Origin of the sequence: Nocardioides acrostichi, from assembly GCF_015319165.1 — a bacterium.
Taxonomy (GTDB): domain Bacteria; phylum Actinomycetota; class Actinomycetes; order Propionibacteriales; family Nocardioidaceae; genus Nocardioides; species Nocardioides acrostichi.
In genome coordinates this window covers 98,055-124,902 of sequence record NZ_JADIVZ010000006.1, presented here as the reverse complement: position 1 = coordinate 124,902, position 26,848 = coordinate 98,055, and the positions used below count along the sequence as shown (strand labels likewise).

Genomic DNA, 26,848 nt, shown 5'->3' with positions numbered 1-26,848 from the left:
CGACCTCACCCTGGAGATCTCGTGGTTCCCCGTACCCTGCTCGCCGGCCTGGCCCTGGCGTTGACCCCCGGCCTGGTGGCCCTGGCCCCGGCACCCGCCCACGCCGAGAAGGTTCCCCCGCCATACATCTCCGGTGTCGTCGTCGACGACCTCGGTCGCCCGGTCGACGACGTGCTCGTCGAGGCGAAGGCCATCGACTGGAGCGACTACACCCTGCGCACGTGGGGCTCGGCGTTCACCTACGCCAACCAGAACCTCGACGGCCCACAGCACGGCTACTTCCACGTCGAGATCAAGGATCCCGACACCGGCAAGAACCGGCTGGGCCTCTACGACCTGCGCATCAGCAAGGACGGCTACGACACCGCCGTGGTCGAGGACGTGCGACTCAAGGCGAAGACGCGCACCAAGCTGGGCGACATCGTGCTCGAGCGACTGAAGGCGAAGACCCGGACCACCGCGACCGCGGTGGACAAGAGCCTGGTCAAGGGCCAGCAGGCGAAGCTCAAGGTCGCGGTGAAGGGCGCGCAGAACCCTGGCGGCGACCTCATCGTCCAGGGCATCGGCAAGAAGCGCACCGTCACCCTCAAGCCCGGCATGCACGGCAAGGCGCTGATCAACTTCGGCCGGTTGAAGAAGACCGGAACCTACACCGCCAGGGTCGTCTACACCGGCTCCGAGGGCGACCCGCGCACGAAGGGCTCGCAGGCGAAGCCGGTCACCTTCAAGGTGACCAAGCCCACGAAGCGCTCCCGACGCGCCACCGCGCCGCGCATCGTCGACGTCTTCTCCTGGTGACGCGCACACCATGACGCTCGTGACCTCGCGTCACTCTCGGAAAGGAGCGGGATCCGCCCGGGTCACGGGCCTGGTCCTGCTGGTCCTGAGCCTGCTGCTCGGAACCTGGACGACGGCCCTCCCCGCCGGCGCGACGGGCACGGCCGCCCCGGCCGACGTGCCGGGGGCGGGTCTGACCGGTCTCGTGACCGGCCCCGATGGCGCTCTGCTCGACGACGTGGCGGTCGAGGCCGCCGACCCCGACAGCGGGGAGGTGCTGGCCTCGGCGCTCACCTACGCCAGCGACGTCTCGGGCGCGGACGTGCCCCAGCACGGCTTCTTCCGGCTCGAGCTGCCCGCCGGCAACTACGTCGTCACCGCCGTCCGCGACGGCGTCGGCAGCGCCCGGATGGGCGACGCCGTCGTCACGGCCGGCGCCTGGAACGACCTCGGCACCCTCACGCTCGCGACCTCGGAACCGACCCCGGACCCGACCACCGACCCGACCACAGACCCCACCCCAGACCCCACCCCAGACCCCACCCCAGACCCCACCCCGGACCCCACCACCGACCCGCTGGCGGACCCGGTCACCGTGCACGGGCGGATCCTGGACGATCTCGGCGACCCGGTCGCGGGGGCCACGGTCACGGCCGTACCCGCGACGGACTCTGCAACCGACCCCACGATCGATCCCGATACCGCGACGTCCGGCGCCGACGGCCGGGTCTCTGCCGACCTCGCCCCAGGCTCCTACAGCGTCACCGTCAGCGCCGACCGGCACCTGCCGGCCACCTTCGACCTCGACGTGCCCGCCGGCGTGTCGACCATCGACGCCGGCGACCTCTGGCTCGAGCGCAGCATCGTGTCCTTGGTCGGATCGGTCACCGACGACACCGGGCACCCACTCGACGGCGCGAGCGTCGAGGCGCGTGACGCCGACGGACACGTGGTGGCCTCCGACCTCACCTACGCCGGCGGCGCCGGCGAGCCGCAACACGGCTGGTTCGAGCTCGACGTGCCGCCCGGCGACTACACCGTGACCGTGTCCGACGCCGCCCACCTGCCCACGTCGCGGACCGTCTCGGCGCGCACGCAGGTGCCGTCCGCGCCCGGTGACCCCTACGTGCTGACGCGGCTGCTGCCGCTCACCGGCACGGTGGTCGACGACACCGGCGCCGTCGTGCCCGGGGCCACCGTGACCCTCACCGACCCTCGGGGCGCCGGCTCCGAGCAGCTCACGACCGGCGCCGACGGGCGCTTCTCGACCACGGTCGCGCCCGGTCACCAGACCCTGGCCCTGACCGCCCCCGACCACGAGCGCACCGTCGTGGAGACCGAGGTCGCCGCTGCCGCCGACCTCGGGCGACTGCTGCTGCCGCGCACCGACCTGCCCGGTGCCGCCCGCGGCACCGTCGTCGACGACCGGGGCACGGCCGTGCCCGGAGCGACGCTCACCGCGTTCAGCGCAGGCGAGCAGGTCGCCACGACGACGTCCGCGACCGACGGCTCCTTCGTGCTCGACCTGCCTGAGGGCGACTACCGACTCGTCGCCGCGGCCGCCCGGCACCAGCAGGCAGCGGCGACGGTCGCCGTCGACCGCGGTGCGGTGCGCGACCTGGCCGCCCCGCTCGCACTCACCCGCGTCCTGCGCCTCTCCGGCACCGTCACCGACGACCTCGGGACGCCGCTACCCGGCGCCGTCGTCACCCTGACCGACCCGATGGGCGCCGGTGCGGTGCGGGTGGTCGCCGGTACCGGTGGTGGCTTCGTCGCCGACGTGCTGCCCGGCCACCGGAGCCTCGCCGCGACCGCGGCCGAGCACGTACGCACCGTGGTCGACCTCGACGTGGCCGACGACACCGATCTGGGCGCCGTCCGGCTCGAGCGGGTGCTGCCGCCCCCGACGATCTCCGGACGTGTCGTCGACGACGCCGGCACCCCGCTCGACGACGTGCAGGTCGTCGCGCTCGACTCCGCGGGTGACGCTGCCGCCTCGGCCCTCACCTACGCACTCACCGGCGGGGGAGACGCAGCCGGGGCCCAGCACGGCTGGTTCAGTCTGGAGATCCCCGCCGGCCACTACACGGTGCGTGCGAGCGCGCCGGGCCACCGGGCGGCCACCACCGCGGTCGATGTCGTCGACGGGCAGCAGCTCTCGCTCGACGCGCCGCTCGTGCTCGTCCGCGAGCTCACGCTGCGCGGCACTTTGCTCGACGACGTCGCGGCGCCCGTCGCCGGCGCCACGGTCGGCCTCACCAGCGGCGATACGCACAGCACGGTCACCACGGACGACGAGGGCCGGTTCGCAGCCGACCTCACCGCCGGCTCCTGGCAGGTCACCCTCGCCGCTGCGCACCACGGCACGCGGACCCTCGACCTCGACCTGAGCGCCGACACCGACCTCGGCGCCCTCAGCCTGCCGCGTGACACGTGGCCCGTCACCGGCACCGCGATCGACGACCTCGGTGCGCCGCTCGAGGGCGTGCAGGTGGTCGCCATGCAGGGCCGCGCGAGGCTGGGGTGGACCACGACCGGGAGCGGTGCCGACGCCGGCTCCTTCAGCCTCCCGCTGCCGCCGGGTGACTACACGCTGGTGGTGAACGCCTACCGCCACGCCAGTGCCGCCCACAGCGTCGCGGTGAGCGTCGGGGGCGTCACCGGCGGCGGGGCCACCTATCGTCTCGTCCGAGAGCTCGACCTCTCCGGCACCGTCGTCGACGACCGCGGCCAACCCGTGCACGGCGCCACGGTCGCGCTCGACGGCGACGATCCCGCCCTCGTGCAGACGCTCAGCACCGACAGCACCGGGCGGTTCGCCACCACGGTGTTGGCCGGCGACCACACCCTCGACCTCAGCGCCGACGGCCACGCCGCTCGCACCGTCGAGAGCGAGGTCTCCTCCGCCACGGATCTCGGTGCCCTCACCCTCGACCGCACCGCCACCCCCACCGTCGTGCGCGCCACCCCGACGCGACGCTCCGTCGCCCAGGGCGAGCGGGTGGTGCTCCGGGTCGCGGTGCACACCGTCGACGGCGACGCCGCCCGCGGCCGCGTGCAGGTGCTGCTCGGCGACCGAATGGTCGGCCGCGCCTGGGCCGGACGACGTGGCACCACGCTGGTACGGGTCGCCGGGTTGCGCCCCGGCCGACACCGCCTCGACGTCGGCTACCTGGGCCGGTCCGGCGCGACCGTGCTCGCGCCGTCCGAGAAGCGGCGCCCGGTCGTGGTGTGGGTGCGTCGCCGATGACCACCGCACCGCACACCCTGATCTAGGCTCACCTGCCATGGACTCTGCCCACGTGGAGCACGACCTCGTCAACGTCCTCTTCACCGAGGCCCAGATCCAGGAACGGCTCGGCGAGCTGGCGGCCCAGATCGAGGCCGACTACGAGGGGCAGGAACTGCTCATCGTGGGCATCCTCCGCGGTGCGGTGATGGTGATGGCCGACCTGGCGCGCAGCCTCCAGCGGCACGTGGAGATGGACTGGATGGCGGTGTCGTCGTACGGCTCGGGCACCAAGTCCAGCGGCGTGGTGCGCATCCTGAAGGATCTCGACACCGACATCTCGGGCAGGCACGTCTTGATCGTCGACGAGATCATCGACACCGGGCTGACGCTGTCGTGGCTGACCAGCAACCTGGGCAGCCGCAGCCCGGCGAGCGTGGAGATCTGCACCCTGCTGCGCAAGCCCGAGGCGCTCCAGATGCCGGTCGACGTGCGCTACGTGGGCTGGGACATCCCCAACGAGTTCGTCGTCGGATACGGCCTGGACTACCGCGAGCGGTACCGCAACCTGCGCGACATCGGCACCCTCGCCCCGCACGTGTACTCGTGACGGATTGCCTCACCGGTTGCGTGACTGGTTCCGTGATCGGGCACACCCGTCGCGGCCCCGTTCCCGCGTAGGTGGTTCGTACTCACCAGGCACCTGAGAGGATCAGTCACGTGCACCGTCCGTGCGGTGCCGAATCGACATGTACGGTCGAGCCTTCGATGACAAGCTCGACCTGAGCAGCCGACGAGAGAAGTGGCGTGAAGCGCATAGTCAAGGGTCCATGGCTGTGGATCGTCCTCGCCGTCCTCGGCGTGATCCTGGCCCTCCAGTTCCTCGCCCCCGGGGGCAACGGCGACGAGATCACCGCCTCGCAGATGAACGCCTACGTCACCAAGGGCGAGGTCAAGGAGATCACCTTCGTCGACGGCGACCAGGAGATCCGCGCGACGCTGCAAGACGGCGTTCGCGACGCCGGCGCCGACGTGTACACGTACTGGATCGGCGGCACCCAGACGAAGCTCTACAACGAGGCGCAGCAGGCGGTCGACTCCGGCAAGACCGAGAAGCTGTCGACCGAGGTGTCGCGCCCCAGCGTGCTGGGCTCGCTGCTGGTCTCGTTCCTGCCACTGGTCATCATCTTCTTGGTCGTGCTGTGGCTGCTGAACAACATGCAGGGTGGCGGCCGCGGGGTCATGCAGTTCGCGAAGTCGCGGGCCAAGATGATCACCAAGGACATGCCCAAGACCACCTTCGCCGACGTCGCGGGCTGCGACGAGGCGATCGAGGAGCTCGGCGAGATCAAGGAGTTCCTCCAGGAGCCGGCCAAGTTCCAGGCCGTCGGCGCCAAGATCCCCAAGGGCGTGCTGCTCTACGGTCAGCCCGGTACCGGCAAGACGCTGCTGGCGCGCGCGGTCGCGGGCGAGGCGGGCGTGCCGTTCTACTCCATCTCCGGCTCCGACTTCGTCGAGATGTTCGTCGGCGTCGGCGCCAGCCGCGTGCGCGACCTCTTCGAGCAGGCCAAGGAGAACGCCCCGGCCATCGTCTTCATCGACGAGATCGACGCCGTGGGCCGCCACCGCGGCGCAGGCATGGGCGGCGGCCACGACGAGCGCGAGCAGACGCTCAACCAGCTGCTGGTCGAGATGGACGGCTTCGACGTGCGCGGCGGCGTCATCCTCATCGCCGCCACGAACCGCCCCGACGTGCTCGACCCGGCGCTGCTGCGCCCGGGTCGCTTCGACCGGCAGATCCAGGTCGACGCACCCGACCTCGCGGGCCGCGAGCAGATCCTCAAGGTGCACTCGCGCGGCAAGCCCCTGGCCCAAGACGTCGAGCTGATCTCGGTGGCCCGCCGCACGCCCGGCTTCTCCGGTGCCGACCTCGCCAACGTGCTCAACGAGGCTGCGCTGCTGACCGCCCGTGGCAACCAGAAGCTCATCACCAACGGGGCGCTCGACGAGGCCATCGACCGCGTCATCGCCGGCCCCCAGCGGCGCACTCGCCTGATGAGCGAGAAGGAGAAGCTCATCACCGCCTACCACGAGGGCGGGCACGCCCTGGTGGCCGCGGCCCTGCCCGGCAACGACCCGGTGCACAAGATCACGATCCTGCCGCGCGGGCGAGCGCTGGGCTACACGATGGTGCTGCCCGACTCCGACAAGTACTCCCAGCCGCGCAGCCAGATGCTCGACCAGCTCGCCTACATGCTGGGCGGTCGCGCCGCGGAGGAGATGGTCTTCCACGACCCCACCACCGGCGCCGGCAACGACATCGAGAAGGCCACCAACGTGGCGCGCGCGATGGTCACCCAGTACGGCATGACCGAGCGTCTCGGCGCGATCAAGCTGGGGGAGTCCAACTCCGAGCCGTTCCTGGGTCGCGACCTCGGCCACTCGCGCAACTACTCCGAGGACGTCGCTGCGATCGTTGACGAGGAGACCACCAAGCTGCTCGCCACGGCGCACCAGGAGGCCTTCGACATCCTCGAGGAGAACCGCGACGTGCTCGACACCCTCGTGCTCGAGCTGCTCGACAAGGAGACCCTCGACAAGGAGCAGATCGCGCGGGTCTTCGAGCCGCTGCGCCGCCGTCCCGTGCGGCCCGCCTGGACCGGCTCCGACACCCGGCGCCCCTCCGAGATCGCGCCGGTCGAGATCCCGCAGGAGATCCGCGACCGCGCCAAGGTCGGTGCGAGCCTGGAGAAGGACGCGCCCACCGCCGTCGTCACCCCGCCTGGTGCGGACGGCGACGTGCACGGTGGTCCGCAGATGCCCGGGCCCTCGCAGACTCCCGGCGGTCACGACGCCCTCGGGCCGGCCGAGCGCCCCGACCAGGTCTGAGCGCCACGGTGACCGACCCGATCAGGCTCCCCGAGCGCGACGCCTCCCAGGAGCCGGTGCCGGACTTCGATCACGCCCGCGCCGAGGCCGCCGTGCGCGAGCTGCTGGCCGCGATCGGCGAAGATCCAGGGCGCGAGGGGCTGCGTGACACCCCGGCACGCGTCGCCCGCGCCTACGCCGAGCTCACCGCCGGTCTGCGGCAGGAGCCGGAGGAGGTGCTCACCACGACCTTCGATCTCGGCCACGACGAGATGGTGCTGGTGCGCGACATCGAGCTCTGGTCGATGTGCGAGCACCACCTGGTGCCCTTCACCGGGGTCGCCCACGTGGGCTACATCCCGGCGGCCAGCGGAAAGATCACCGGCCTCTCCAAGCTCGCCCGGCTCGTCGACGTCTACGCCAAGCGCCCGCAGGTGCAGGAGCGGCTGACCACGCAGGTCGCCGACGCCCTCATGGAGATCCTCGAGGCCCGCGGCGCGATCGTCGTGATCGAGGCCGAGCACCTGTGCATGACCATGCGCGGGGTGCGCAAGGCCGGTGCCCGCACCATCACCTCGGCGGTGCGGGGCATCATGCACAACGCCGCCACTCGCAGTGAGGCGATGGCGCTGATCCACCGGCCGGGCTGACCCGGTGGTCGCTGCACTACCCACGCGCGGGCGTTCGGGCGGCCCCGTGGTCATGGGCGTCGTCAACGTCACGCCGGACTCCTTCTCCGACGGCGGGCGCTACCTCGACCCCGACGCCGCGATCGCGCACGGTCTCGAGCTGCTGCGCGAGGGCGCCGACGTGCTCGACATCGGCGGTGAGTCCACCCGGCCCGGCGCCACTCGACCGCTCGTGGCCGAGGAGCTCGGCCGGGTCGTGCCGGTCATCGCCGGCCTGGCCGCCGAGGGTGCGGTCGTCTCGGTCGACACGATGCGAGCCGAGGTGGCCGAGGCGGCGGTCGCGGCCGGGGCAGCCGTCGTCAACGACGTCTCAGGGGGCCTCGCGGACGCCGCCATGCTGCCGTGCGTGGCGTCGTCCGGCGTGACCTACGTGGCGATGCACTGGCGCGCGCACAGCGACCGGATGTCGCGATTCACCGACTACGGCGACGATGTCGTCGCGACGGTGCGCAGCGAGCTCGCGGACCGCGTCGAGTCCGCGCTGAGCGCTGGTCTCGCGCCCGACCGGCTGGTGCTCGATCCCGGTCTGGGGTTCGCCAAGACCGCCGACCAGAGCTGGCAGCTGCTCGCCGCGGTCAGCGACCTGAGCTCGCTCGGACACCCACTGCTGGTGGGTGCCTCGCGCAAGTCGTTCCTGGGCAGCCTGCTCGCCGACGCCGACGGCACGCCCAGACCGGTCGACGATCGCGAGACCGCCCACGTGGCGGTGCTCGGCCACTGCATGCGCCACGATGTGTGGGGCGTGCGGGTGCACGACGTGCGCGCCGCGTGCGACACGTTCCGGGCTCAGGGAAGGTTGGGCTGGACCGACGAGAGGGGGGCCGGGAGATGGACGATGAGCTGGCCGTGACCGGCATCGAGTGCTTCGGGCACCACGGGGTGTTCGCGCACGAGCGAGAGCAGGGGCAGCGGTTCGTGATCGACCTGGTGATCGGTTTCGACACCGCCCCGGCGGCGGCGTCCGACGACCTGCACGACACCGTCGACTACGGCAGCCTCGTGCTGGCGGTGAAGGACGCCGTCGAGCGCGACCCCGTCGATCTGGTCGAGACGCTGGCCGAGCGGGTGACGGGTGTGTGTCTGACCGTCCCTCGTGTTGAATGGGCACGTGTGACCGTCCACAAACCGGACGCCCCGATCCCTGCGACGTTCCACGACGTCGCGCTCACCATCTGCCGGACTCGCGAGGACCGACGTGACTGAGACCCCCAACCCCCACATCATCGACGCCGACACCCTGACCGGCGAGATGCGGCCGATCCGACGAGCCGTGCTCTCGCTCGGGTCGAACCTGGGCGAGCGGATGGCCACCCTCCAAGGCGCCGTCAACGCGATCGCCGACACCCCCGAGGTGTGGGTCACGGGCATCTCGCCCATCTACGAGACCGACCCCGTCGACTGCCCCGACGATGCGAAGACCTTCCTCAACGCCGTGGTGCTGATCGACACCACCCTGGCGGCCAACCGGCTGCTCGACCGGGCCCTGTCCATCGAGGAGGCCTTCGGCCGCGAGCGCGGCGACGTCGTCAATGCGCCTCGCACGCTCGATGTCGACCTGATCGTCGTGGGCGATCGCCGCAGCGACGAACCGCACCTGGTGCTCCCGCACCCGCGTGCCGCGCAACGCGCCTTCGTGCTCAAGCCGTGGTTCGACCTCGAGCCCGACGCCGTGCTGCCCGACGCCGGCCCCATCTCCGAGCTGCTGGCCGACCTGGGCATGGACGGCGTGCGGCTGTGCGAGGACCTCACGCTCGAGGTGGAGTGACCCCGCTCCCCACCGCCCAGTTGGCGGTGCTCGGAGCCGTCGGGCTGGTGCTCGGCTGGCTGGTCAAGCCGATCTCGGTCGCGCTCGCCGGGCAGGCCTGGCTGGTGAGCTGGACGCAGCCGGCCGTGCTCCTCTTCGTCGCGCTGGCGGTCGGCGCCACTGCCCGGGCCACCCAGCAGCAGCGTCGCGGCAAGGGCGCCTCCTTGGAGGCGCATCAGGGCGTGAACCGGTTGGCGCTGGGCCGCGCGACCGCCTACGTGGGTGCGCTCGTGGCCGGCGTCTACGGCGGGTACGCCGTTGCCTGGCTCGGCATTCCCTCGGACTATGCGCACCGGCGGCTGCTCTGGTCGGGCCTGGCCGCGCTCGCCGCCGCGGGGGTCGTCGGGTGCGGAGTGCTGCTCGAGCGCGCGTGTCGCATCGTCGAGGACGACGACGAGGACTAGCCTGCGCCCATGGCGACCCCACCTGCCACACCTTCCCCAACCGTCACATCCTCGCGGCGGCGTCAGCGTTCGACCCGGCTCACCGTGGCCGCCGCGCTGCTCGTGCTGGCCGCTGTGGCCGTGCTCGGCGCCGCGGTCACCGGCTCCTGGCTGCTCGGCCTGCTCGCCGGAGTCCTGGCCGTCGTGCTGGGTGCCGCGGCGACCCGCATCACACACGCCGAGCTGATGGCCTCGCGGCGTGAGGCCAACCGCGACCGGGCTCAGCAGGCCCGCGACTACCTCGAGCTGGCGCTCGCACGCGACGCCGAGCACGCCGATGTCGTCAGCCAGCTCGAGGCCCGCATCGAGCAGCGCGAGACCACCCTCACCGAGATGTCCGAGGAGCTCGCCGCCGCCCAGAGACGACTCGTCGACGAGCGCCGCAGCGCCAAGGAGCAGCTGGCCGGGGCCGAGCGCGCGCTGGAGTCCGAGCGCCGCCGCTCGGCGTCGTCGCTCGACGCCGCCGAGGAGCGCGCGGCCGAGGCCATCGCCGTGGTCGCCGAGCTCGAGCACGAGCTGGCCGAGCTGCGCGCCGAGCTCGACACCCTCATCGCCGCCACCTCCATCACCCCCCACCGCCGCGCCGTGTAACCGCGAGGGGTCGCGAATCGTCCCGCGAGGGGTCGTGAATCGTGCCCCGAGGGGTCGTGAATCGTCCCGCGAGGGGTCGTGAATCGTCCCGCGAGGGGTCGTGAATCGTGCCCCGAGGGGTCAGAGGCCGAGCTCGCTGGTGGACTCCTCGCGCATCTGCACCTTGCGGATCTTGCCGGTCACCGTCATGGGGAACTCCTCGACGATCTTCACGTAGCGCGGCAGCTTGTAGTGCGCCAGCCGGCCCTGGCAGAACGCGCGGACGGCGTCCGCGTCGAGGGCGTCGCGCCCTTCGCGCATGACGATCCAGGCGCACAGCTCCTCGCCGTACTTCGCATCCGGCACCCCGATGACCTGCACGTCGGAGATGTCGGGGTGGGTGTAGAGGTACTCCTCGATCTCCCGCGGGTAGATGTTCTCGCCACCACGGATCACCATGTCCTTGATCCGGCCGACGATGACGCAGTAGCCATCGTCGTGCATCTCGGCGAGGTCGCCGGTGTGCATCCAGCCGTCGGCGTCGATCGCCTCGGCGGTCCGTTCGTCGTCCTGCCAGTAGCCGAGCATCACCGAGTAGCCGCGGGTGCAGAACTCGCCCGGGGTGCCGCGCGGCACGGTCTCGCCGGTGACCGGGTCGACCACCTTGATCTCCACGTGCGGGGCGACCATGCCGATGGTCGAGGTGCGGTGCTCCAGGTCGTCGTCGGCCCGGGTCTGACACGACACCGGCGAGGTCTCGGTCATGCCGTAGGCGATCGAGACGCCGGCCATGTGCATGTCGTCGATGCAGTGCCTCATCACCTCGACCGGGCAGATCGAGCCGGCCATGATGCCCGAGCGCAGCGAGCTCAGGTCGCGTGAGGCGAAGCTCGGGTGCTGCTGCATGGCGATGAACATCGTCGGCACGCCGTACTGCACCGTCACCCGCTCGGCCTCGATGCACTCCAGGGTGACCCCGGGGTCGAACGCCGGCGCCGGGATCACCATCGTCGCGCCGTGGGTCGTGCAGCCGAGATTGGCCATGACCATGCCGAAGCAGTGGTAGAAGGGCACCGGGATGCACAGCCGGTCGTCGTGCGTCAGCCCGATCGTCTCGGTCACGAAGTAGCCGTTGTTGAGGATGTTGCGATGGCTCAGCGTGGCGCCCTTGGGGTAGCCGGTGGTGCCGCTCGTGTACTGGATGTTGATGGGGTCGGACGGCGAGAGCTGCGCCAGGCGGGCGGCCACCGCGTCGTGGGGTATCCCGGCGCCCTCGGCGACCAGCTGCTCCCAGTCGTCGGTGCCGAGGTACACGACGCGCTCGAGCCCGGGCAGTTCGCCGGCGGTCTCGGTGAGCATGTCGCGGTAGCGCGACGTCTTGTGCTCGACGGCCGAGATCATCATGCGCAGCCCCGACTGGTTCACCGCGTAGACGAGTTCGCGGGTGCGGTAGGCGGGGTTGACGTTGACCAGGATCGCGCCGATCTTCGCCGTGGCGTACTGGGCGATGGTCCACTCGGCGCAGTTGGGCGCCCAGACCCCGACCCGGTCGCCGATCCGCAGGCCGGCCGCGAGCAGCCCGCGGGCGAGGGCATCGACGTCCGCGTTCAGCTCGGCGTAGGTCCAGCGGCGGCCGGTGGCGCACTCGACCAGCGCCTCGTGGGCGGGGTGCGCGGCGACGGTTCGCTCGAAGTTGGCTCCGATGGTTTCCTCGAGCAGGGGCGAATCGGTCTCACCCTGGGCGTACGACAGCGTCATACGAGGCAACGTAGCGCGCCGGTGTGGCCCGGGTCACCGACCACGGGCCGGACGAACCCGGGCACTCGCGCCCGCGAGGGGTCGCGGATGGTGGCGCGAGGGGTCGGAAATCGTCCCGCGAGGGGTCGCGAATCGTCGCTCGAGGGGCCGCGAATGGTCGCTCGAGGCGTCGATCCCGCCCTCCCGGGGTGAAGCCGCATGCGGCACAATCAGGCGGCGTGATCCCGGAGCAGAGCCGATTCGAGACCGACCCCGAGGAGATCCTCGAGGAGCTGCCGTTCCCCGAGGGCTGGGAGGTCGACACCCCCGACGCCTCCGACCCGGCCGTCGTCGCGCGCCTGCACCACCTGCTGCGGGCCCACGAGCGACACGGGCGCGGCTGGGCCGGCGCCAGCATGGACGACGTGCTGGTCGAGGTCTCCGAGCATGGCCTGCTCACCCGCGAGAACGTGATCGTGCGCGACAACGAGGGCGTCATCCAGGCGTGGGGCAGCGTGCACGACCGCGCGAGCGGCCGCATGCTCTACTCCCACGTCGTCTCCCGCGAGCTCTCGGCACCGCTCGCCAAGAAGTGCTCCGACGTGCTCTTCGAGTGGGCCGAGGGTCAGGCCCGGGCGGTGGGCGAGAAGCGCGGGCTGCCCGAACAGCAGATCGACACCGGCTCCTTCGAAGACGACGACCGGCAGTCGTCCTGGCTCCAGATGGCCGGCTTCCGCAAGGTGCGCACGTGGTGGCAGATGTCGCGCCCGGTCGATCTCGGCGAGGAGCGGTCGCTCGTGCCCGACCCCGATGAGTGGGAGGCCAAGGGAGTGCGGTTCCGCCTCGTCGATCGCGAGGGCGGCGCCCTGCCCGACGAGGGTGACCTGCACGCCGTCCACGACGTGCTCGAGGCCGCTTTCGTCGACCACTTCAACTCCTTCGAGGAGTCCTTCGCAGAGTTCCTGCACCGGCTGCGGGAGGATCCCGGCCACCGCTGGAACCACTGGTGGCTCGCCGAGCTCGTCGCCGACGTGCCCGACGGCGTCGCCGCCCCGGAGGGCCGGCACCCGGCTGTCGGCGCCCTCATCGGCACCGTGTCGGAGAACGTCTCGGGCCCGGACTCCTCCTACGTCTCCTACATCGGTGTCGTCGAGGCGGCTCGCGGCCGCGGAGTGGCCAAGGGCCTGCTGCGAACCGTCATCGCGGACGCCGCGAAGCGCGGCCGCACCAGCGTCGGGCTCGAGGTCGACGCCACCTCCTCCACCGGCGCCAACGACCTCTACTCCCACATGGGCTGGAAGACGAGGTACGTCACCTGCTCCTGGCACAAGGATGTGCCCGTCGCGGAGTGAGCCGGCGGCCGGATTCACCGAAGGTCCGGTGACTCCGACCCGGTCGCGTCCCGCAGGGCAGACCGCAGGGCGGCGTGCACGCCGGCGGGGGTGAGGACGCCGACGAAGCGGGCGCCGCTCTTGACGCCGATGGTCGACCGGTCGTCGCGCAGCATGGCGGCGAGCGCCTGCTCCAGGGTGGAGTCGAGGTCGATGGCGGCGCCGAGCTCACCGCCCTTGACCATGCCGAGCGGCTCGAGGTGCTCCTCGCTCAGCGAGACGACGGAGAGCCGGCGCAGCCCCTTCTCGGCACCCACGAAGTCGGCCACGAAGTCGTCGGCCGGCCGGGCCAGCAACTCAGCGGGCGTGCCGTACTGCGCCAGTCGACCGCCCTCGGCGAACACCGCCACCCGGTCGCCCATGAGCACGGCCTCGTCGATGTCGTGGGTGACCATCACGACGGTCTTGCCCAGATCGCGCTGGAGTCGCCGGAACTCCTCCTGCAAGCGCACCCGCACGATCGGGTCGACCGCGCCGAACGGCTCGTCCATGAGCAGCACCGGCGGGTCGGCCGCGAGCGCGCGCGCCACGCCGACGCGCTGGCGCTGCCCACCGGAGAGCTGGTGCGGGAACCGATGGCCGTGCTGCTCGGGGTCGAGCCCCACCATCGTGAGCAGCTCGGCCGCCCGCTCGCGCGCCGTCCGCTTCGACTCGCCCAGCAGCAGCGGCACCGCCATCGCGTTCTCGATGATCCGCTGGTGCGGGAACAGCCCGATCTGCTGGATGACGTACCCGATGCCGCGCCGCAGCTCGACGGGGTCGGACGACGTGACGTCGCGGCCGTCGATCTCGATGCGGCCGGCCGTGGGCTCGATGAGCCGGTTGATCATCTTCAAGGTGGTCGACTTGCCGCAGCCCGACGGGCCGACCAGCACGACCATCTCGCCCGTGGCGACGTCGAGGTCGAGCTCGCGCACGGCGACCGTGCCGTCGGCGTAGGTCTTGCCCACGCCGGTGAGCTTGATCATGGTGGGCGCGCCGGTGCCGGTACCGTCCATGCGGTGACCCTACTGGCGCAGGCGGCGACCGCAGGGCCCTCCTGCTACAGCCGGCTCACCAACGACTGGTTCTGCTGGGCCTACGTCGAGGACCGCCGCTCGCAGATCCTCGACGCGCTGACCCAGCACGTGCTCATCACGGTGGCGGCGCTGGCCTTCGGGCTCGTCGTCGCGTTCCCGCTCGCGCTGCTCGCGCGGCGTCTGCCCCGTCTCGAGGGTGCCGTGCTGGGGGTCGCCACCGGGCTGTACACCGTTCCGTCGATCGCGCTGTTCCCGCTGCTGGTGCCCTTCACCGGCCTCTCGCCGACCACCGTGGTGATCGGGCTCGGCCTCTACGCGCTCACGATCCTGGTGCGGGCCTTCCTCGAGGGTCTGCGCGCGGTGCCCGAGGAGGTGCGCGAGTCGGCCCGCGGCATCGGCTACGGCCCCGGCAAGCTGCTGCTGCGGGTCGAGCTGCCGCTCGCTGTCCCGGTGGTGATGGCGGGGCTGCGCGTCGCCACGGTGTCGACGGTGGCCCTGACGACGGTGGGGTCGCTGGTCTCCTACGGCGGCTTGGGCAACCTCATCAGCGACGGGGTGCAGACGAACTTCCGCGCCGAGCTGCTCACCGCGGCGGTGCTGTGCGTCGTCCTCGCGATCGTGCTCGACGTGCTGATCGTCGTCTCGCAACGCCTGCTGACCCCGTGGACCCGGGGGGTGCGCGCATGAGGGTGATCCTCGACGCGTGGGCCTACCTCACGTCGTCCGCGAACTGGACCGGCACCGGCGGCATGCTCCAGTTGCTGGGCCAGCAGCTGCTCATCACGCTCACCGCGTTGGTGCTGGCCGCGGCGATCGGGCTGCCGATCGCGCTGTGGCTGGGTCACCGGGGCCGCGGCGGGTTCCTCGCGATCAACGTCTCGAACGTCGGCCGGGCGGTGCCGACCTTCGCGTTGCTCGCGTTGCTGGTCACCGCCGATCCGTGGGGCTGGACCCTCGACTCCTTTCCGGGGACGGCGACGCTGGGGCCCTACGGACGCGGCGGCGCCGCCACGGTCGTTGCCCTCATGCTCTTCGCCCTGCCGCCGATCATCACCAACGCCTACGTGGCCGTGCGCGAGGTGCCGTCCGAGGTGCGCGCGGCCGCCGAGGGCATGGGTATGAGTGGGCGCCAGGTGTTCTGGCGCGCCGAGCTGCCACTCGCACGGCCGCTGGTGGCCTCCGGCCTGCGGTTGGCGCTGGTGCAGGTGTGGGCGACCGCCACGATCGCGGCGCTGGTGGCGGGGCCGGGGCTGGGGCGCGTCATCACCGACGGCTTCTTCCGCACCGACTACGGCAAGGGCATCGCCGGGGCCGTGGTGGTGGCCCTGGTGGCCCTGGTGCTGGAGCTCACGGCGTCCATCATCCAGAGGGCGGTGACGCCTGTCGGTGCAGGCACCTAGGGTCAAGGCCCATGACCTCGCGTTCACCACTCCGCCGCACCGTCGCCGCCATCGCAGCGGTCGGCGCCGTCCTGCTCGCGTCGGCCTGCGCCGGCGACGACCTCTCCTCGAACTCCGCCTCCGACCCCTCCGACGACGCCTCGTCGTCGGCTTCGGGTGGGGGAGCGGTGACCATCGCCAGCCAGTCGTTCCCCGAGGCGGCCCTGGTCACCTCGATGTACGAGCAGATCCTCGACAACGCCGGCTACGACGTCACCACCAAGCTCGTCGACGCCCGCGACGCCTACATGGCGACCTTCCCGGGCAGCGTCGACATCGTGCCCGAGTACGTCGGCGGCATCGTGAACTTCCTCAACGCCCGCGAGAACGGCGCGAAGGCCAAGCCGTTCGAGGCGGGCGACGGCGAACAGCTCGCCGACGACGGGTCGAAGCTGCTCGAGCAGGCGGGCATCACGCTGCTCGACCTCAGCCCGGCCACCGACACCAATGCCTTCTTCGTGACCAAGGAGTACTCCGAGTCCGAGGGCGTCACCACGCTGTCGGACCTCGAGGGCAAGAGCGTCGTGCTCGCCGCCGCCCCCGACTGCGAGGGTCGACTCGACTGCGAGGGCGGTCTGTCGGGTGACTACGGCATCGATGTCACCAAGGTGCTGCCGTTGGGCTACGCCACCGACCAGACCTACAAGGCCGTGCTCGACGGCGAGGCCCAGCTCGGCGAGACCAGCACGACCGACGGCACCGTCGACTCCCAGGGGCTCGTCGTCCTCGACGACGACCAGTCCATCCAGCCCGCCCAGAACCTGGTGCCCGCCGTCTCCACGGACTTCCTCGACGCCCACCCCGACCTCGCCGACCTGCTCGATCCCCTCATGGCCGCGCTGACCACCGAGAAGCTCACCGAGCTCAACGCCAAGGTCACCGTCGACCGCGAGAAGACCGAGGACGTCGCCAAGGAGTTCCTGGATTCGGAGGGGCTTCTCTGACGGGCGCTCCGTTGGTCAGTCGAGGTGTGAGAGTTTCATCGGGGCGCCGATGAATCTTCGGGTTCCCCGATGGGGCTTCATCGGGGAACCCATCGTTTTATCGGGGCCCCGATAAAACTCCCGCCTTCGCCCTACCCCTCATCGGCCTTCAGCGAGAGCACCCGCTCGGGGATGGTGGCGGCGTCCAAGCCCGGCACGGCTCGGACGTCGAGAGCCAGGCCGACCGACGACCGGCGGCGCGGCAGCGGGCCGGGGTGGTCGGCGACGAACGCCATGAGGGCGGCGGCGTCGTCGCGGCGGTCGTGCTCGACGAGCCATCCGCACAGTCGGTGCACGGGCGGGAGGATGGAGTCGGCCAGGCTGGCCTCGCGCCCCCAGAGCCCGACGACCCCGGTCTGGAGGGCCACCCACCACTCGTCGGTGCAGCCGGGGATCTCGGTGAAGTAGCGGTGCAGGTCGCCGGGCAGCACCCGCTGACGGAACACGGTGCTCACGCGGGGGTCGCCGTACTGCTCGACGCTGTCGAGCGCCATCTCCTTGGTGCGCCAGCGGTCGCGCAGATCCGCCACCGAGGAGCGCTGCTGGGTGATCGAGGTGCCGTCGTCGCGGATCCGCCAGTGGTACACGACATCGGGCACGACACCGAAGCGGTGCGCCTGGAGATAGGCGGTGGTCAGGGTGGGCTGGTCCTCGTAGCGCACGCCCTCGGGCCAGGCGAGCTCGAGCCGGTCCCAGAAGGAGCGCCGGAACAGCTTGTTCCAGGCGAACACGTCGCCCAAGATCTCGGGGTGCTGGTCGATGAAGGCCACGCGCCGCGGGTGCAGTCGTCGCATCCATCGCGGCTCGAGCAGCCGGTCGCCCTCCCAGCGCGCGATCGAGCCGGTGACGAACTCGCACCCGCCTCGCTGGAGCTGTTTGAAGAGCACGGAGTAGGCATCGGGCGGCACGACGTCGTCGGAGTCGGCGAACGCCAGCAGCTCGCCGGTGGCGACGGCGGTGCCCGCGTTGCGGGCCGCACCGAGACCGCCGTTCGCGGTGTGCAGCACCCGCACGATGTCGGCATGCTCGGCGGCGTAACGGTCGGCGACCTCACCGCTGCGATCGGGTGATCCATCGTCGACGACGATGATCTCGAGCGGCTCGTAGGTCTGTGCCAGCAGCGAGTCCAGGCAGGCCGGCAGATAGTCCTCGACGTCGTAGGCGGGTACCACCACCGAGAGCAACGGACGGCGTCGGCGCAGCAGCGGCATGGCGACACGCTAGTCAGTGCCTGACCGCCGACCCACCCGGACCCGCACCCGGGGGATAGCATCGCGACCCGTGAGTGAGCAGCCGGACCCCTTCGCCGTGACGCCCGACCCCGATCCCAGCAGCTACGACCGCAAGGTGCTGTTCGTGGCCGGTGCGGGCCGCAGCGGCACCAGCACCATGGCCGGTCTGATGAAGATCATGGGTCTGCACGTGCCGCAGCCCGAGGTGACCCCCGACGAGACCAACCCCAAGGGCTTCGGTGAGCCGGCCTGGGCGGTCGAGCACCACTCCCGGCTGCTGCGCGAGGCGGTCGTGCAGGTCAGCGACTCCCGCCCCGACGCGTGGTTCGAGACCGGCAAGATCGCCGCCAAGGATCCCGAGCGCATCGCCACCGCGGAGTGGCTGGAGAGTCACTTCCAGGTCAGCCCCGAACTGGTCGTGAAGGATCCCCGCCTCTCGTGGTTCCTCTCCCTGTGGCGGGTCGCCGCGATCCGCTGCGGCTCCACCCCGGTGTTCGCCACGATGCTGCGCCCGCCTGCCGAGGTGGTCGGCAGCAAGCAGAAGTACTACGCGAACCGGCTGGGCTCGGCCCACCTCGCCGCCTCGTGGCTCAACATGCTGCTGCACACCGAGCGCGCCACCCGCGAGTCGGTGGCCGACGGTGGACGCGTGTTCATCCGCTACGCCGACCTGCTCGACGACTGGACCAAGGTCGTGAGCCGCACCGGCGAGCAGCTGCAGCTCCAGAACATCATCAACGCCAAGTCCGAGCAGATCCGCGACGCGCACCGCTTCGTCGACCCCGGCCTGCGCCGCGTCACCCAGACCCTCGAGGATCTCCAGCTCCCACCGCGCCTGCACGAGCTCGTCGCCGACACCTGGGAGGAGCTGAACAGGCTCGCCGAGCCGGACGGCGACACCGCCGCCAGCCACGCCACCCTCGACCAGCTCCGCGAGGGCTACGTGGAGCTCTACGAGGAGGCCGAGGCGATCTCGCGCAGCTCCGTGGTGGCCGCCGAGCAGCGGACCCGTCGCCAGAACAACCAGGGCAACCAGACCAAGGGCAAGGGCGGGCAGGCCAAGCCGTCCCGGCCGGCTCCAGCGGCGCCGTCCGCGCCGTCCGGCTTCGCGGCCGACAAGATCCCGCACGGCCTGCGCGCCGCCGTCCCGCCCGGCGTGCGTCAGGGGCTGCGCAAGGCCCTGGGCCGCGAGCGCTGATCGGTCGACTGGGGCAATGAACGCGATCCGCAACCCCGAGGGGCTCGTCAACCTCGAGGGCCACTCCGACTTCGACATCACCTGGCCGTGGAACAAGCCCGGCGGGCTGAGGCCGGGCGCCACCACGGTGCTGCGGGTCAAGGACGAAGCGCCCTCGATGCCGTTCGTGCTGCCACCGCTGCTGCGCGCCACCGACCACGTGATCGTCGTCGACAACGGCTCGACCGACGGCACGCCCGAGGTCACCGCCGAGACCGCGGCCCGCCTGGGCCTGAGCGACAAGCTCACCCAGGCCAGCTATCCCTTCGAGGTCTCCCGCGCCGGCGCCGACCACCTCGCCGAGCACGAGCTCTCGGTGCACTCGCTGTCGTACTTCTACAACTGGTGCTTCTCCCTGGTCGACACCCGCTACTCCTGGAAGTGGGACGGCGACATGGTGCTCACCACCGAGGGCGAGACCTCCATCAGCGACCTCACCTGGCAGATCGGCGGCGTGCAGTCGATCATCCGGGTGCCGCGCCACGGGCTCTACCTCGACTCCGAGTCCCACGGCTACCTCGACCTCGGCATGCGCAACGCCGAGGAGTGGGGCTACCCCGTGGGCCCGGACTTCGTCTTCACCAAGGCCTTCGAGTGGGAGATCCGCTCCACGCCCGAGGACTGCCGCTCCATCGGACTGCCGCAGGGCATGTGCGTGGAGCTGAAGTACCTCGACGGCGACGAGTTCGCGCACTGGACCGACCCCGAGTCGTTCGCCACCTCGTGGCGCAACCGTCGCAAGCGCCGCGAGTGGGCGGTCTTCCACGCCCTCAAGGAGCGTGCGGACGGCGGCGCGCACGGGGGCGAGCTGCCGCCCGGCGTCCACGAGATCACCGCGCCCGACGGCGTGCACATCGTCGACCACGTCACCCGGACCTGGCTGCCCCGCGCGCCGCGCCCGTTGGAGGTCGGCGGCCGCATCTGAACCCGGCGGTGGCCTGGCTCACACGTCGAAGGGGTGACGCGGCCGCGACATGGGGCGTTAACATCACTGACGCATCCACCGTAGACACGACGAGTCGTCTGGTACCCGCTCCGCGGGACTGGAACGAGAGGTCAGATCCCATGGTCGAGCAGAACCCCTGCCCTGCCCTGCGCACGAGCGCGCCCGCACGCATCGGTGTCGTCGGCGCCGGTCGCGTCGGCGCCGTGCTGGGCGCACGCCTGCGCGCCGCCGGACACGAGATCGTGGCTGCTGCCGGTGAGTCCGATGCCTCCCGCGGCCGGCTGGAGGCGCTGCTGCCCGGCGTCCGGCACGCCAAGCCCACCGACGTGGCCCGTGCGTGCGAGGTGCTGCTGCTCACCGTGCCCGACGACATGCTGGCGAACGTGGTGAGCACCCTGGCCGACGCCGGTGCGCTGCGTGCCGGCCAGATCGTCGTGCACACCTCGGGCCGTCACGGTCTGGCGGTGCTGGAGCCCGCGGCCCGGGTCGGCGCGCGGACGGCTGCGCTGCACCCCGCGATGACCTTCACCGGCACCGCGGTCGACCTCGACCGTCTGGCCGGCTGCGTCTTCGGCCTCACCGCCGTCCCGACCGAACACGACCTGGTCGAGGGCCTGGTCGCCGACCTCGGCGGCCGCCCGATGTGGGTGCCCGAAGGGATGCGCACGCTCTACCACGCGGGCCTGGCCCACGGCGCGAACCACCTCGTCACCCTGGTCACCGAGGCGATGGAGATCCTCTCGGCCGCTGGTGCCGACGACCCCGCCGGCACCCTGCGCCCCCTGCTCACGGCTGCCCTCGACAACGCCCTCGAGCACGGCGACGCCGCGCTCACCGGCCCGATCGTGCGTGGCGACGCGGGCACGGTCGAGGCGCACCTGCACGACATCGCCGCCAACGCCCCGCAGGCTCTCGCCTCCTACGCCACGATGGCCGGCGCCACCTTGGCGCGTGCGGTCACCGACGGCCGGTTGTTGCCGATTCGCGGGCTCAAGATCACCCGGCTGCTCGAGCGCGCCACCGGCACTCCTCGAGCGCGCGAGGCCCGTCGATGAGCACGCCCGTTCTCCTGACCACGCGCGCCGAGCTCGCCGAGCACCTCGCCGGGGCGCGTCGCGACGGACGCCGGGTCGGCTTGGTCCCCACCATGGGAGCGCTGCACGAGGGTCACGCCAGCCTGATGAAGTGCGCCCGTGAGCAGGTCGGGGAGGGACCGGTCGTGGTGTCGGTGTTCGTCAACCCGACCCAGTTCGGCGAAGGCGAGGATCTCGACCGCTACCCCCGCACGCTCGAGGCCGACCTGAAGGTGTGCGAGCGCGAGGGTGTCGACGTCGTGTTCGCCCCCAGCGTCGAGGAGATGTACCCGCACGGCCCCGGTAGTGCCGCCGCCGTCATGGTGCGCCCGGGAGCCCTGGCGAAGGTGCTCGAGGGACGCATCCGCAAGGGCCACTTCCGCGGCGTCCTCACGGTGGTGGCCAAGCTGTTCGGCCTGGTGCGGCCCGATGTCGCGGTGTTCGGCCAGAAGGACTTCCAGCAGCTCGCGCTGATCCGCCGGATGGCCGACGACCTCTGCCTGGGGGTCGACGTGGTCGGCGCGCCGACCGTGCGCGAGCCCGACGGGTTGGCTCTCTCGAGCCGCAACGCCTACCTCGACCCGGCCCAGCGCCGCAACGCGACCGCACTCTCGCACGCGCTGTTCGCCGCCCAGGAGGAGGCGCAGTACGGCGCCCAGGCGGCCCTGCACGCCGCGCGCGGCGTCATCCGCTCCTCGCCGGGCATCTCCTTGGAGTACCTGGAGATCACCACCGCAGACCTGGCGCCCCTGCCCGACGACGCGCCGCGTGGCTTCGAGGCCCGCATCCTCATCGCCGCCAGGGTCGGCACCACCCGTCTCATCGACAACCTGCCCCTCACACTGGGCACACTCGGCACCGCCACCGGAGGTCACTGACCATGTTGCGCACGATGATGAAGTCCAAGATCCACCGCGCCACCGTCACGCAGGCCGACCTGCACTACGTCGGTTCGGTCACCGTCGACGAGGATCTGCTCGACGCCGCCGACCTGCTCTCGGGCGAGCTCGTGCACATCGTCGACATCACCAACGGCGCCCGCCTCGAGACCTACACCATCGCCGGCGAGCGCGGCTCCGGCGTCATCGGCATCAACGGGGCCGCCGCGCGCCTCGTGCACCCGGGCGACCTGGTGATCCTCATCGGCTACGGCCAGATGGAGACCGCCGAGGCACGCGAGCTCAAGCCGCACGTGGTGTTCGTCGACGGCGAGAACAAGATCATGGCCACCGGCTTCGACCCGGCCGAGACCTTCGGCGACGACCGCCTGGTGCGCGGCGACTCCACCGCCACTCGCTAGCCTGACCCGATGCCAGCAGTCCCTGGTGCGCCCTCGCACCCCCCGGGCCGTCTCAGCGCGCCGGAGCCGGGGTGGACGACGTCCGCCGACGTCGTCGTCATCGGTTCCGGCATCGCGGGGCTCACCGCGGCGCTGCGACTCAAGGACTCCCTCGGCGACGGCGGCACCGTGCTCGTCGTCACGAAGGACGAACTGGCTGCCGGCTCGACGCGGTGGGCACAGGGAGGCATCGCCGCCGCCCTCGGCCCGGAGGACACCCCGGCGCAGCACGAGTGGGACACCCTGGTCGCCGGTGCGGGCGCGTGCGACGCGGCCGCCGTCCGGGCCTTGGTGACCGAGGGCCCCGATGCCGTGCGCGAGCTGATCGCGCTCGGCACCCAGTTCGACCACGACCCCAGCGGCGAGCTCTCGCTGACCCGCGAGGGCGGTCACCACCGCGACCGCATCGCGCACGCCGGCGGCGACGCCACCGGCGCCGAGATCCAGCGCGCCCTCATCGCCGCCATCGGCCGGGCCCCCGAGATCGAGGTGATCAAGCGCGCGCTCGCCGTCGACCTGGTGCTGGCCGACGACGGCGGTGTCGTCGGCGTCACCTTGCACGTGATGGGTGAGGGGCAGCGCGACGGCGTCGGCCTGGTGCGCGCTCGCGCCGTCGTGCTCGCCAGCGGCGGGCTCGGCCAGGTGTTCAGCCAGACCACCAACCCGGTGGTCTCCACCGGCGACGGCATGGCGCTCGCGCTGCGGGCCGGCGCGACCCTGCGAGACCTGGAGTTCGTGCAGTTCCACCCCACGGTCATGTACCTGCCCGGGGCCACCGGCCAACAGCCGCTCATCTCCGAAGCGGTGCGCGGCGAGGGGGCGTTCCTCGTCGACTTCGAGAACCAGCGCTTCATGCAGGGCGTGCACGAGCTGGCCGACCTCGCCCCGCGCGATGTCGTCGCCAAGGCGATCATGAAGCGCATGCTCGAGACCGGGCAGCCGCACATGTGGCTCGACGCCCGTCACCTCGGGGCGGACTTCTGGGAGCGCCGGTTCCCGACCATCCTCGCCACCTGCCGCAGCCACGGCGTCGACCCGGTGGTCGAGCTCATCCCCGTCGCGCCCGCCTGCCACTACGCCTCCGGGGGCGTGCGCACCGACCTCTGGGGTCGTACCGACCTGCCCGGCCTCTACGCCACCGGCGAGGCCGCCTGCTCGGGAGTGCACGGCGCCAACCGGCTCGCCTCCAACTCGTTGCTCGAAGGGCTCGTGTTCAGCCGCCGCATCGCCCAGGTGCTGCCCGGCGAGCTGCGCCCGTGGGCCGAGCCGAGGTCGGACGATGCCCGCCCTGCCGGCCTCGTGGCCGGTGCTGTGCGCCCCGCGCTCCAAGAGCTGATGAGCACCCGCGTGGGCGTGCTGCGCACCGCGCAAGGCCTCGCCGAGGCGGCCGAGCGCCTGGTCGAGCTCGCCGGCAGGCCCGCCACCACGGTCGACCTGGCCGCCTGGGAGACCACCAATCTGGTCACCATCGCCTCGGCTCTGACCGCCGCCGCCTCGGCCCGCGAGGAGACCCGCGGATCTCACTGGCGCGAGGACTTCGGTGATCGCGACGACGACCGCTGGGCCGGTCACTTCGACACCGTGTGTGCCGACGGCGCGCTCCTCTCGACCTTCCATGCAGCCCCGGCGAGTGACGTCCAGCGGGTCGCGGGAGCCCGGCCGTGAGCATCGTCCGGGTGCCGTTCGGCGACCTGCCCCGGGTTCTCGTCGACGAGATCGCCGCCGCCGGACTCGACTCCGCGGCGGTCTACGAGCATGTGCGCCTCGCCTTCGAGGAGGATCTCCCCGACGGTGCGGACGACGCCACGAGCGCCGCGATGCCTTCGATGGGGTACGCCGTGGCCGACGTGGTGGCCCGCGAGCCTGGCACGGTCGCCGGGCTGGCCGTGGCCGAGCTGGCGTTCGTCTACGCGCTCGGCCACGAGGTGGAGATACGCGCGCGGGTGCCGGACGGCACCCGGGTGCGACCCGGCGAGGTCGTCCTCACCGTCGCCGGCCCGGTGGCGGGCGTGCTCACCGCCGAGCGCACCGCGCTGAACTTCGCCAGCCACCTCTCCGGTGTCGCCACCGCCACGGCAGCGTGGGTCGACGCGCTGGCGGGCAGCGGCACCCGGGTGCTCGACACCCGCAAGACGCTGCCAGGGTGGCGGGCGCTCCAGAAGTACGCCGTGCGCTGCGGTGGCGGGGTCAACCACCGCTTCAGCCTGGTCGACCGCGCCATGGTGAAGGACAACCACGCCGTGGCCGCGGGCGGCGTCGTGGCCGCCTACGAGCGGGTCGCCGCCGCGAGCCCTGACCTACGCGTCGAGGTCGAGGTGCAGACGCTGGAGGAGTTGCGCGCGGTGCTCGCCGCAGGCTGCACCGAGGTGCTGCTCGACAACATGAGCGACGCCGAGATGACCGAGGCGGTCCGCCTCGTCGCCGACCTCGGGCTCACCGGCAAGGTGACGCTCGAGGCATCCGGCGGCATCACCATGGAACGGGCGGCCGGGGTGGCCGCCACGGGGGTGGACTTCGTCTCGGTGGGCGCGCTCACGCACTCGGTCACCGTGTTCGACCTCGGGTTGGACTTCCGTGAGGACGCCGGGGGAGCGCGGGCATGAGCGTGCTCGCGGCCGACATCGGCAACAGCCACACGACCCTGGGCCTGGTGCGCGGCGGCGAGGTGACCCACCACTGGTCGGTCTCGACCGATGCCCGCCGCACCGCGGACGAGTGGTGGGTGCTGCTGCGCGGCCTCCTGGGGCGGGCGGCCGAGGAGGTCGACGGGTTCGCGGTGTGCGCCACCGTGCCGGCGGTGCTCCAGCAGTGGCGGCTCATGGGGGAGCGGCATGCGGGTGGACTCCCGCACGTGGTGGTCGAACCGGGATTGCGCACCGGATTGTCTGTTCTCACCGACAATCCGAGAGAAGTCGGCTCGGACCGCATCGTGAATGCGCTCGCGGCGGCCACGTTGCATTCCTCGCCCGCGATCGTCGTCGATTTCGGTGGCACCGCCACGACGTTCGATGTCGTGAATGCGCGGGGTCAGTATGTCGGGGGAGCGATTGCGCCCGGTCTGGAGATATCGCTCGACGCCTTGGGGCGACGGGGTGCGCAATTGCGTCACGTCGAACTGGCGCGGCCGCGCACCGCGATCGCCAAGAACACCGTCGAGGCACTCCAGTCGGGCATGGTCTTCGGGATGGCCGCGCAGGTCGACGGGCTGGTGGAGCGCATGATCGACGAGTTGGGGGTCGCCGAAGACGAGGTCGCCGTGATCGCCACGGGTTACCTGGCTCCGCTCGTCTACTCCGAGTGCCGGGCCTTCACCGTGCACGCGCCGTGGCTCACGCTCCAGGGCCTGGAGCTCGTATTCCGGCGCAATGCCGAGCGCTGAGCTTCATTTCACCTTTCCGGGCCCCGGCGAATGCTTCATTCTCAGGTCTTTCCGATATCGTCGGCCTCGATACGACCCTGCGTATCGAGTAATGTTTCTTGTCCCCCGAACGGGTGACCATCGCAATCCATGCCGGTCATCCCGATTCGACACCGATGTCGAAAGGCAACATCGTTATGGCACAGCGAGTCCAGATCATTCTCGAAGACGATATCGACGGCAGCGAGGGCAGCGAGACCGTGTCCTTCGGCCTCGACGGCCAGAACTACGAGATCGACCTCAACGAGAAGCACGCCGCCGAGCTGCGCGAGGTGCTCGCCGGCTACATCGGGCACGGACGCCGTGCTTCCGGTGGCTCCCGCACTCGGCGCAGCAGCGGCTCGTCGGCCGCCTCGGCAGGCGGTCCGAGCCCCAAGGAGATCCGGGAGTGGGGTCGGGCCAACGGCTACGAAGTGCCCGACCGCGGCCGTATCCCCGCCGACGTCCGCGAGGCCTTCGACGCTGCCCACTGAGCACGAGGAGTCGCGAATCGCCCCTCGAGGAGTCAGAAATGGTTGCTCGAGGGGTCGATGTCTTTTTCGCTCGCCGGCGAGACCCCCCGTGTTCGCTCTCAGCGGATGCGCTCCTGGGGTGAATCGGGAACGCGTAGGGTGGTGAACGGGGTTGGAGTCAGTGACCCCACACCTGTTTTGA

26 protein-coding genes are annotated in these 26,848 nt (G+C 71.4%); 23 read left to right on the top strand and 3 right to left on the bottom strand.

The window, feature by feature from the left end; genetic code table 11:
• Positions 1-21: 21 nt before the first annotated feature.
• The 10 genes from ISG29_RS13110 to ISG29_RS13065 all read left to right on the top strand — a co-directional run bounded on the left by ISG29_RS13110 (position 22) and on the right by ISG29_RS13065 (position 10,401).
• Positions 22-798, top strand: coding sequence for a carboxypeptidase-like regulatory domain-containing protein (locus ISG29_RS13110; protein ID WP_194503892.1), 777 nt, complete (start codon positions 22-24; stop codon positions 796-798).
• Between the two features lie 19 nt (positions 799-817).
• Positions 818-4,027: a carboxypeptidase regulatory-like domain-containing protein gene (locus tag ISG29_RS13105; RefSeq protein ID WP_194503891.1), complete on the top strand. Its 3,210-nt coding sequence runs from the start codon at positions 818-820 to the stop codon at positions 4,025-4,027.
• Between the two features lie 37 nt (positions 4,028-4,064).
• Positions 4,065-4,616: a hypoxanthine phosphoribosyltransferase gene (gene hpt / locus ISG29_RS13100; protein ID WP_194503890.1), complete on the top strand. Its 552-nt coding sequence runs from the start codon at positions 4,065-4,067 to the stop codon at positions 4,614-4,616.
• A 197-nt stretch (positions 4,617-4,813) separates the two neighbouring features.
• Positions 4,814-6,895: an ATP-dependent zinc metalloprotease FtsH gene (ftsH, locus tag ISG29_RS13095; protein WP_194503889.1), complete on the top strand. Its 2,082-nt coding sequence runs from the start codon at positions 4,814-4,816 to the stop codon at positions 6,893-6,895.
• A 56-nt stretch (positions 6,896-6,951) separates the two neighbouring features.
• Positions 6,952-7,524, top strand: a complete 573-nt coding sequence (gene folE, locus ISG29_RS13090) for a GTP cyclohydrolase I FolE (RefSeq protein ID WP_328829112.1) — start codon at positions 6,952-6,954, stop codon at positions 7,522-7,524.
• A gap of 4 nt (positions 7,525-7,528) precedes the next feature.
• On the top strand, positions 7,529-8,413 hold the full coding sequence (folP, locus tag ISG29_RS13085; protein WP_407940212.1) for a dihydropteroate synthase: 885 nt from the start codon (positions 7,529-7,531) through the stop codon (positions 8,411-8,413).
• Positions 8,410-8,766 carry a dihydroneopterin aldolase gene (gene folB / locus ISG29_RS13080; protein ID WP_328829057.1) on the top strand — a complete coding sequence of 119 codons (357 nt, stop codon included), beginning with the start codon at positions 8,410-8,412 and terminating at the stop codon, positions 8,764-8,766. Before folP ends, folB begins: the two co-directional genes overlap by 4 nt.
• A complete protein-coding gene (gene folK, locus ISG29_RS13075; RefSeq protein ID WP_194503886.1) occupies positions 8,759-9,328 on the top strand; it encodes a 2-amino-4-hydroxy-6-hydroxymethyldihydropteridine diphosphokinase in 570 nt (189 codons plus the stop codon). The genes folB and folK overlap by 8 nt, the downstream gene beginning before the upstream one ends.
• Complete coding sequence (locus ISG29_RS13070; protein WP_194503885.1) at positions 9,325-9,771, top strand: DUF3180 domain-containing protein; 447 nt, start codon at positions 9,325-9,327, stop codon at positions 9,769-9,771. The genes folK and ISG29_RS13070 overlap by 4 nt, the downstream gene beginning before the upstream one ends.
• A 9-nt stretch (positions 9,772-9,780) precedes the next feature.
• Positions 9,781-10,401 (top strand): hypothetical protein, encoded by a 621-nt coding sequence (locus tag ISG29_RS13065; RefSeq protein WP_194503884.1) that lies wholly within the window; start codon positions 9,781-9,783, stop codon positions 10,399-10,401.
• Positions 10,402-10,521: 120 nt separating this feature from the next.
• Here the strand turns inward: ISG29_RS13065 and ISG29_RS13060 are convergent, their stop codons facing one another.
• Positions 10,522-12,138, bottom strand: a complete 1,617-nt coding sequence (locus ISG29_RS13060; RefSeq protein WP_194503883.1) for an AMP-binding protein — start codon at positions 12,136-12,138, stop codon at positions 10,522-10,524.
• 218 nt (positions 12,139-12,356) lie between these two features.
• Between ISG29_RS13060 and ISG29_RS21695 the strand changes: the two genes are divergently transcribed.
• Positions 12,357-13,469 (top strand): GNAT family N-acetyltransferase, encoded by a 1,113-nt coding sequence (locus ISG29_RS21695; protein ID WP_194503882.1) that lies wholly within the window; start codon positions 12,357-12,359, stop codon positions 13,467-13,469.
• 14 nt (positions 13,470-13,483) lie between these two features.
• Here the strand turns inward: ISG29_RS21695 and ISG29_RS13050 are convergent, their stop codons facing one another.
• Positions 13,484-14,506 carry an ABC transporter ATP-binding protein gene (locus ISG29_RS13050; RefSeq protein ID WP_235959676.1) on the bottom strand — a complete coding sequence of 341 codons (1,023 nt, stop codon included), beginning with the start codon at positions 14,504-14,506 and terminating at the stop codon, positions 13,484-13,486.
• A gap of 3 nt (positions 14,507-14,509) precedes the next feature.
• On the opposite strand from ISG29_RS13050, the gene ISG29_RS13045 reads away from it, so the two are divergent.
• Genes ISG29_RS13045 through ISG29_RS13035 form a run of 3 tightly spaced genes read left to right on the top strand, consistent with a single transcriptional unit; the run spans position 14,510 to position 16,910 of the window.
• On the top strand, positions 14,510-15,214 hold the full coding sequence (locus tag ISG29_RS13045; protein ID WP_194503881.1) for an ABC transporter permease: 705 nt from the start codon (positions 14,510-14,512) through the stop codon (positions 15,212-15,214).
• Positions 15,211-15,927, top strand: a complete 717-nt coding sequence (locus tag ISG29_RS13040) for an ABC transporter permease (RefSeq protein ID WP_194503880.1) — start codon at positions 15,211-15,213, stop codon at positions 15,925-15,927. The genes ISG29_RS13045 and ISG29_RS13040 overlap by 4 nt, the downstream gene beginning before the upstream one ends.
• 11 nt (positions 15,928-15,938) lie before the next feature.
• The gene (locus ISG29_RS13035; RefSeq protein WP_194503879.1) at positions 15,939-16,910 is read left to right on the top strand and encodes an ABC transporter substrate-binding protein; all 972 of its coding nucleotides are present in this window, start codon (positions 15,939-15,941) and stop codon (positions 16,908-16,910) included.
• A 131-nt stretch (positions 16,911-17,041) separates the two neighbouring features.
• On the opposite strand, the gene ISG29_RS13030 is transcribed toward ISG29_RS13035, so the two are convergent.
• A complete protein-coding gene (locus ISG29_RS13030; protein WP_194503878.1) occupies positions 17,042-18,160 on the bottom strand; it encodes a glycosyltransferase family 2 protein in 1,119 nt (372 codons plus the stop codon).
• Between the two features lie 70 nt (positions 18,161-18,230).
• Between ISG29_RS13030 and ISG29_RS13025 the strand changes: the two genes are divergently transcribed.
• The 9 genes from ISG29_RS13025 (at position 18,231) to ISG29_RS12985 (ending at position 26,667) form a co-directional block, all read left to right on the top strand.
• Positions 18,231-19,379, top strand: a complete 1,149-nt coding sequence (locus tag ISG29_RS13025) for a sulfotransferase family protein (RefSeq protein ID WP_328829052.1) — start codon at positions 18,231-18,233, stop codon at positions 19,377-19,379.
• A 16-nt stretch (positions 19,380-19,395) separates the two neighbouring features.
• Positions 19,396-20,343, top strand: coding sequence for a hypothetical protein (locus ISG29_RS13020; protein WP_194503877.1), 948 nt, complete (start codon positions 19,396-19,398; stop codon positions 20,341-20,343).
• Between the two features lie 140 nt (positions 20,344-20,483).
• A complete protein-coding gene (locus tag ISG29_RS13015; protein ID WP_194503876.1) occupies positions 20,484-21,419 on the top strand; it encodes a Rossmann-like and DUF2520 domain-containing protein in 936 nt (311 codons plus the stop codon).
• Entirely contained in the window at positions 21,416-22,315 is a 900-nt protein-coding gene (gene panC / locus ISG29_RS13010; RefSeq protein WP_194503875.1) for a pantoate--beta-alanine ligase, read from the top strand. The genes ISG29_RS13015 and panC overlap by 4 nt, the downstream gene beginning before the upstream one ends.
• Positions 22,316-22,317: 2 nt before the next feature.
• On the top strand, positions 22,318-22,737 hold the full coding sequence (gene panD / locus ISG29_RS13005; protein WP_194503874.1) for an aspartate 1-decarboxylase: 420 nt from the start codon (positions 22,318-22,320) through the stop codon (positions 22,735-22,737).
• A gap of 9 nt (positions 22,738-22,746) precedes the next feature.
• Entirely contained in the window at positions 22,747-24,441 is a 1,695-nt protein-coding gene (locus ISG29_RS13000) for an L-aspartate oxidase (RefSeq protein WP_194503873.1), read from the top strand.
• Positions 24,438-25,379, top strand: coding sequence for a carboxylating nicotinate-nucleotide diphosphorylase (nadC, locus tag ISG29_RS12995; protein ID WP_194503872.1), 942 nt, complete (start codon positions 24,438-24,440; stop codon positions 25,377-25,379). The genes ISG29_RS13000 and nadC overlap by 4 nt, the downstream gene beginning before the upstream one ends.
• Positions 25,376-26,155 carry a type III pantothenate kinase gene (locus ISG29_RS12990; RefSeq protein ID WP_194503871.1) on the top strand — a complete coding sequence of 260 codons (780 nt, stop codon included), beginning with the start codon at positions 25,376-25,378 and terminating at the stop codon, positions 26,153-26,155. Before nadC ends, ISG29_RS12990 begins: the two co-directional genes overlap by 4 nt.
• A gap of 176 nt (positions 26,156-26,331) precedes the next feature.
• Positions 26,332-26,667 (top strand): histone-like nucleoid-structuring protein Lsr2, encoded by a 336-nt coding sequence (locus ISG29_RS12985; RefSeq protein ID WP_194503870.1) that lies wholly within the window; start codon positions 26,332-26,334, stop codon positions 26,665-26,667.
• Positions 26,668-26,848 lie beyond the last annotated feature (181 nt).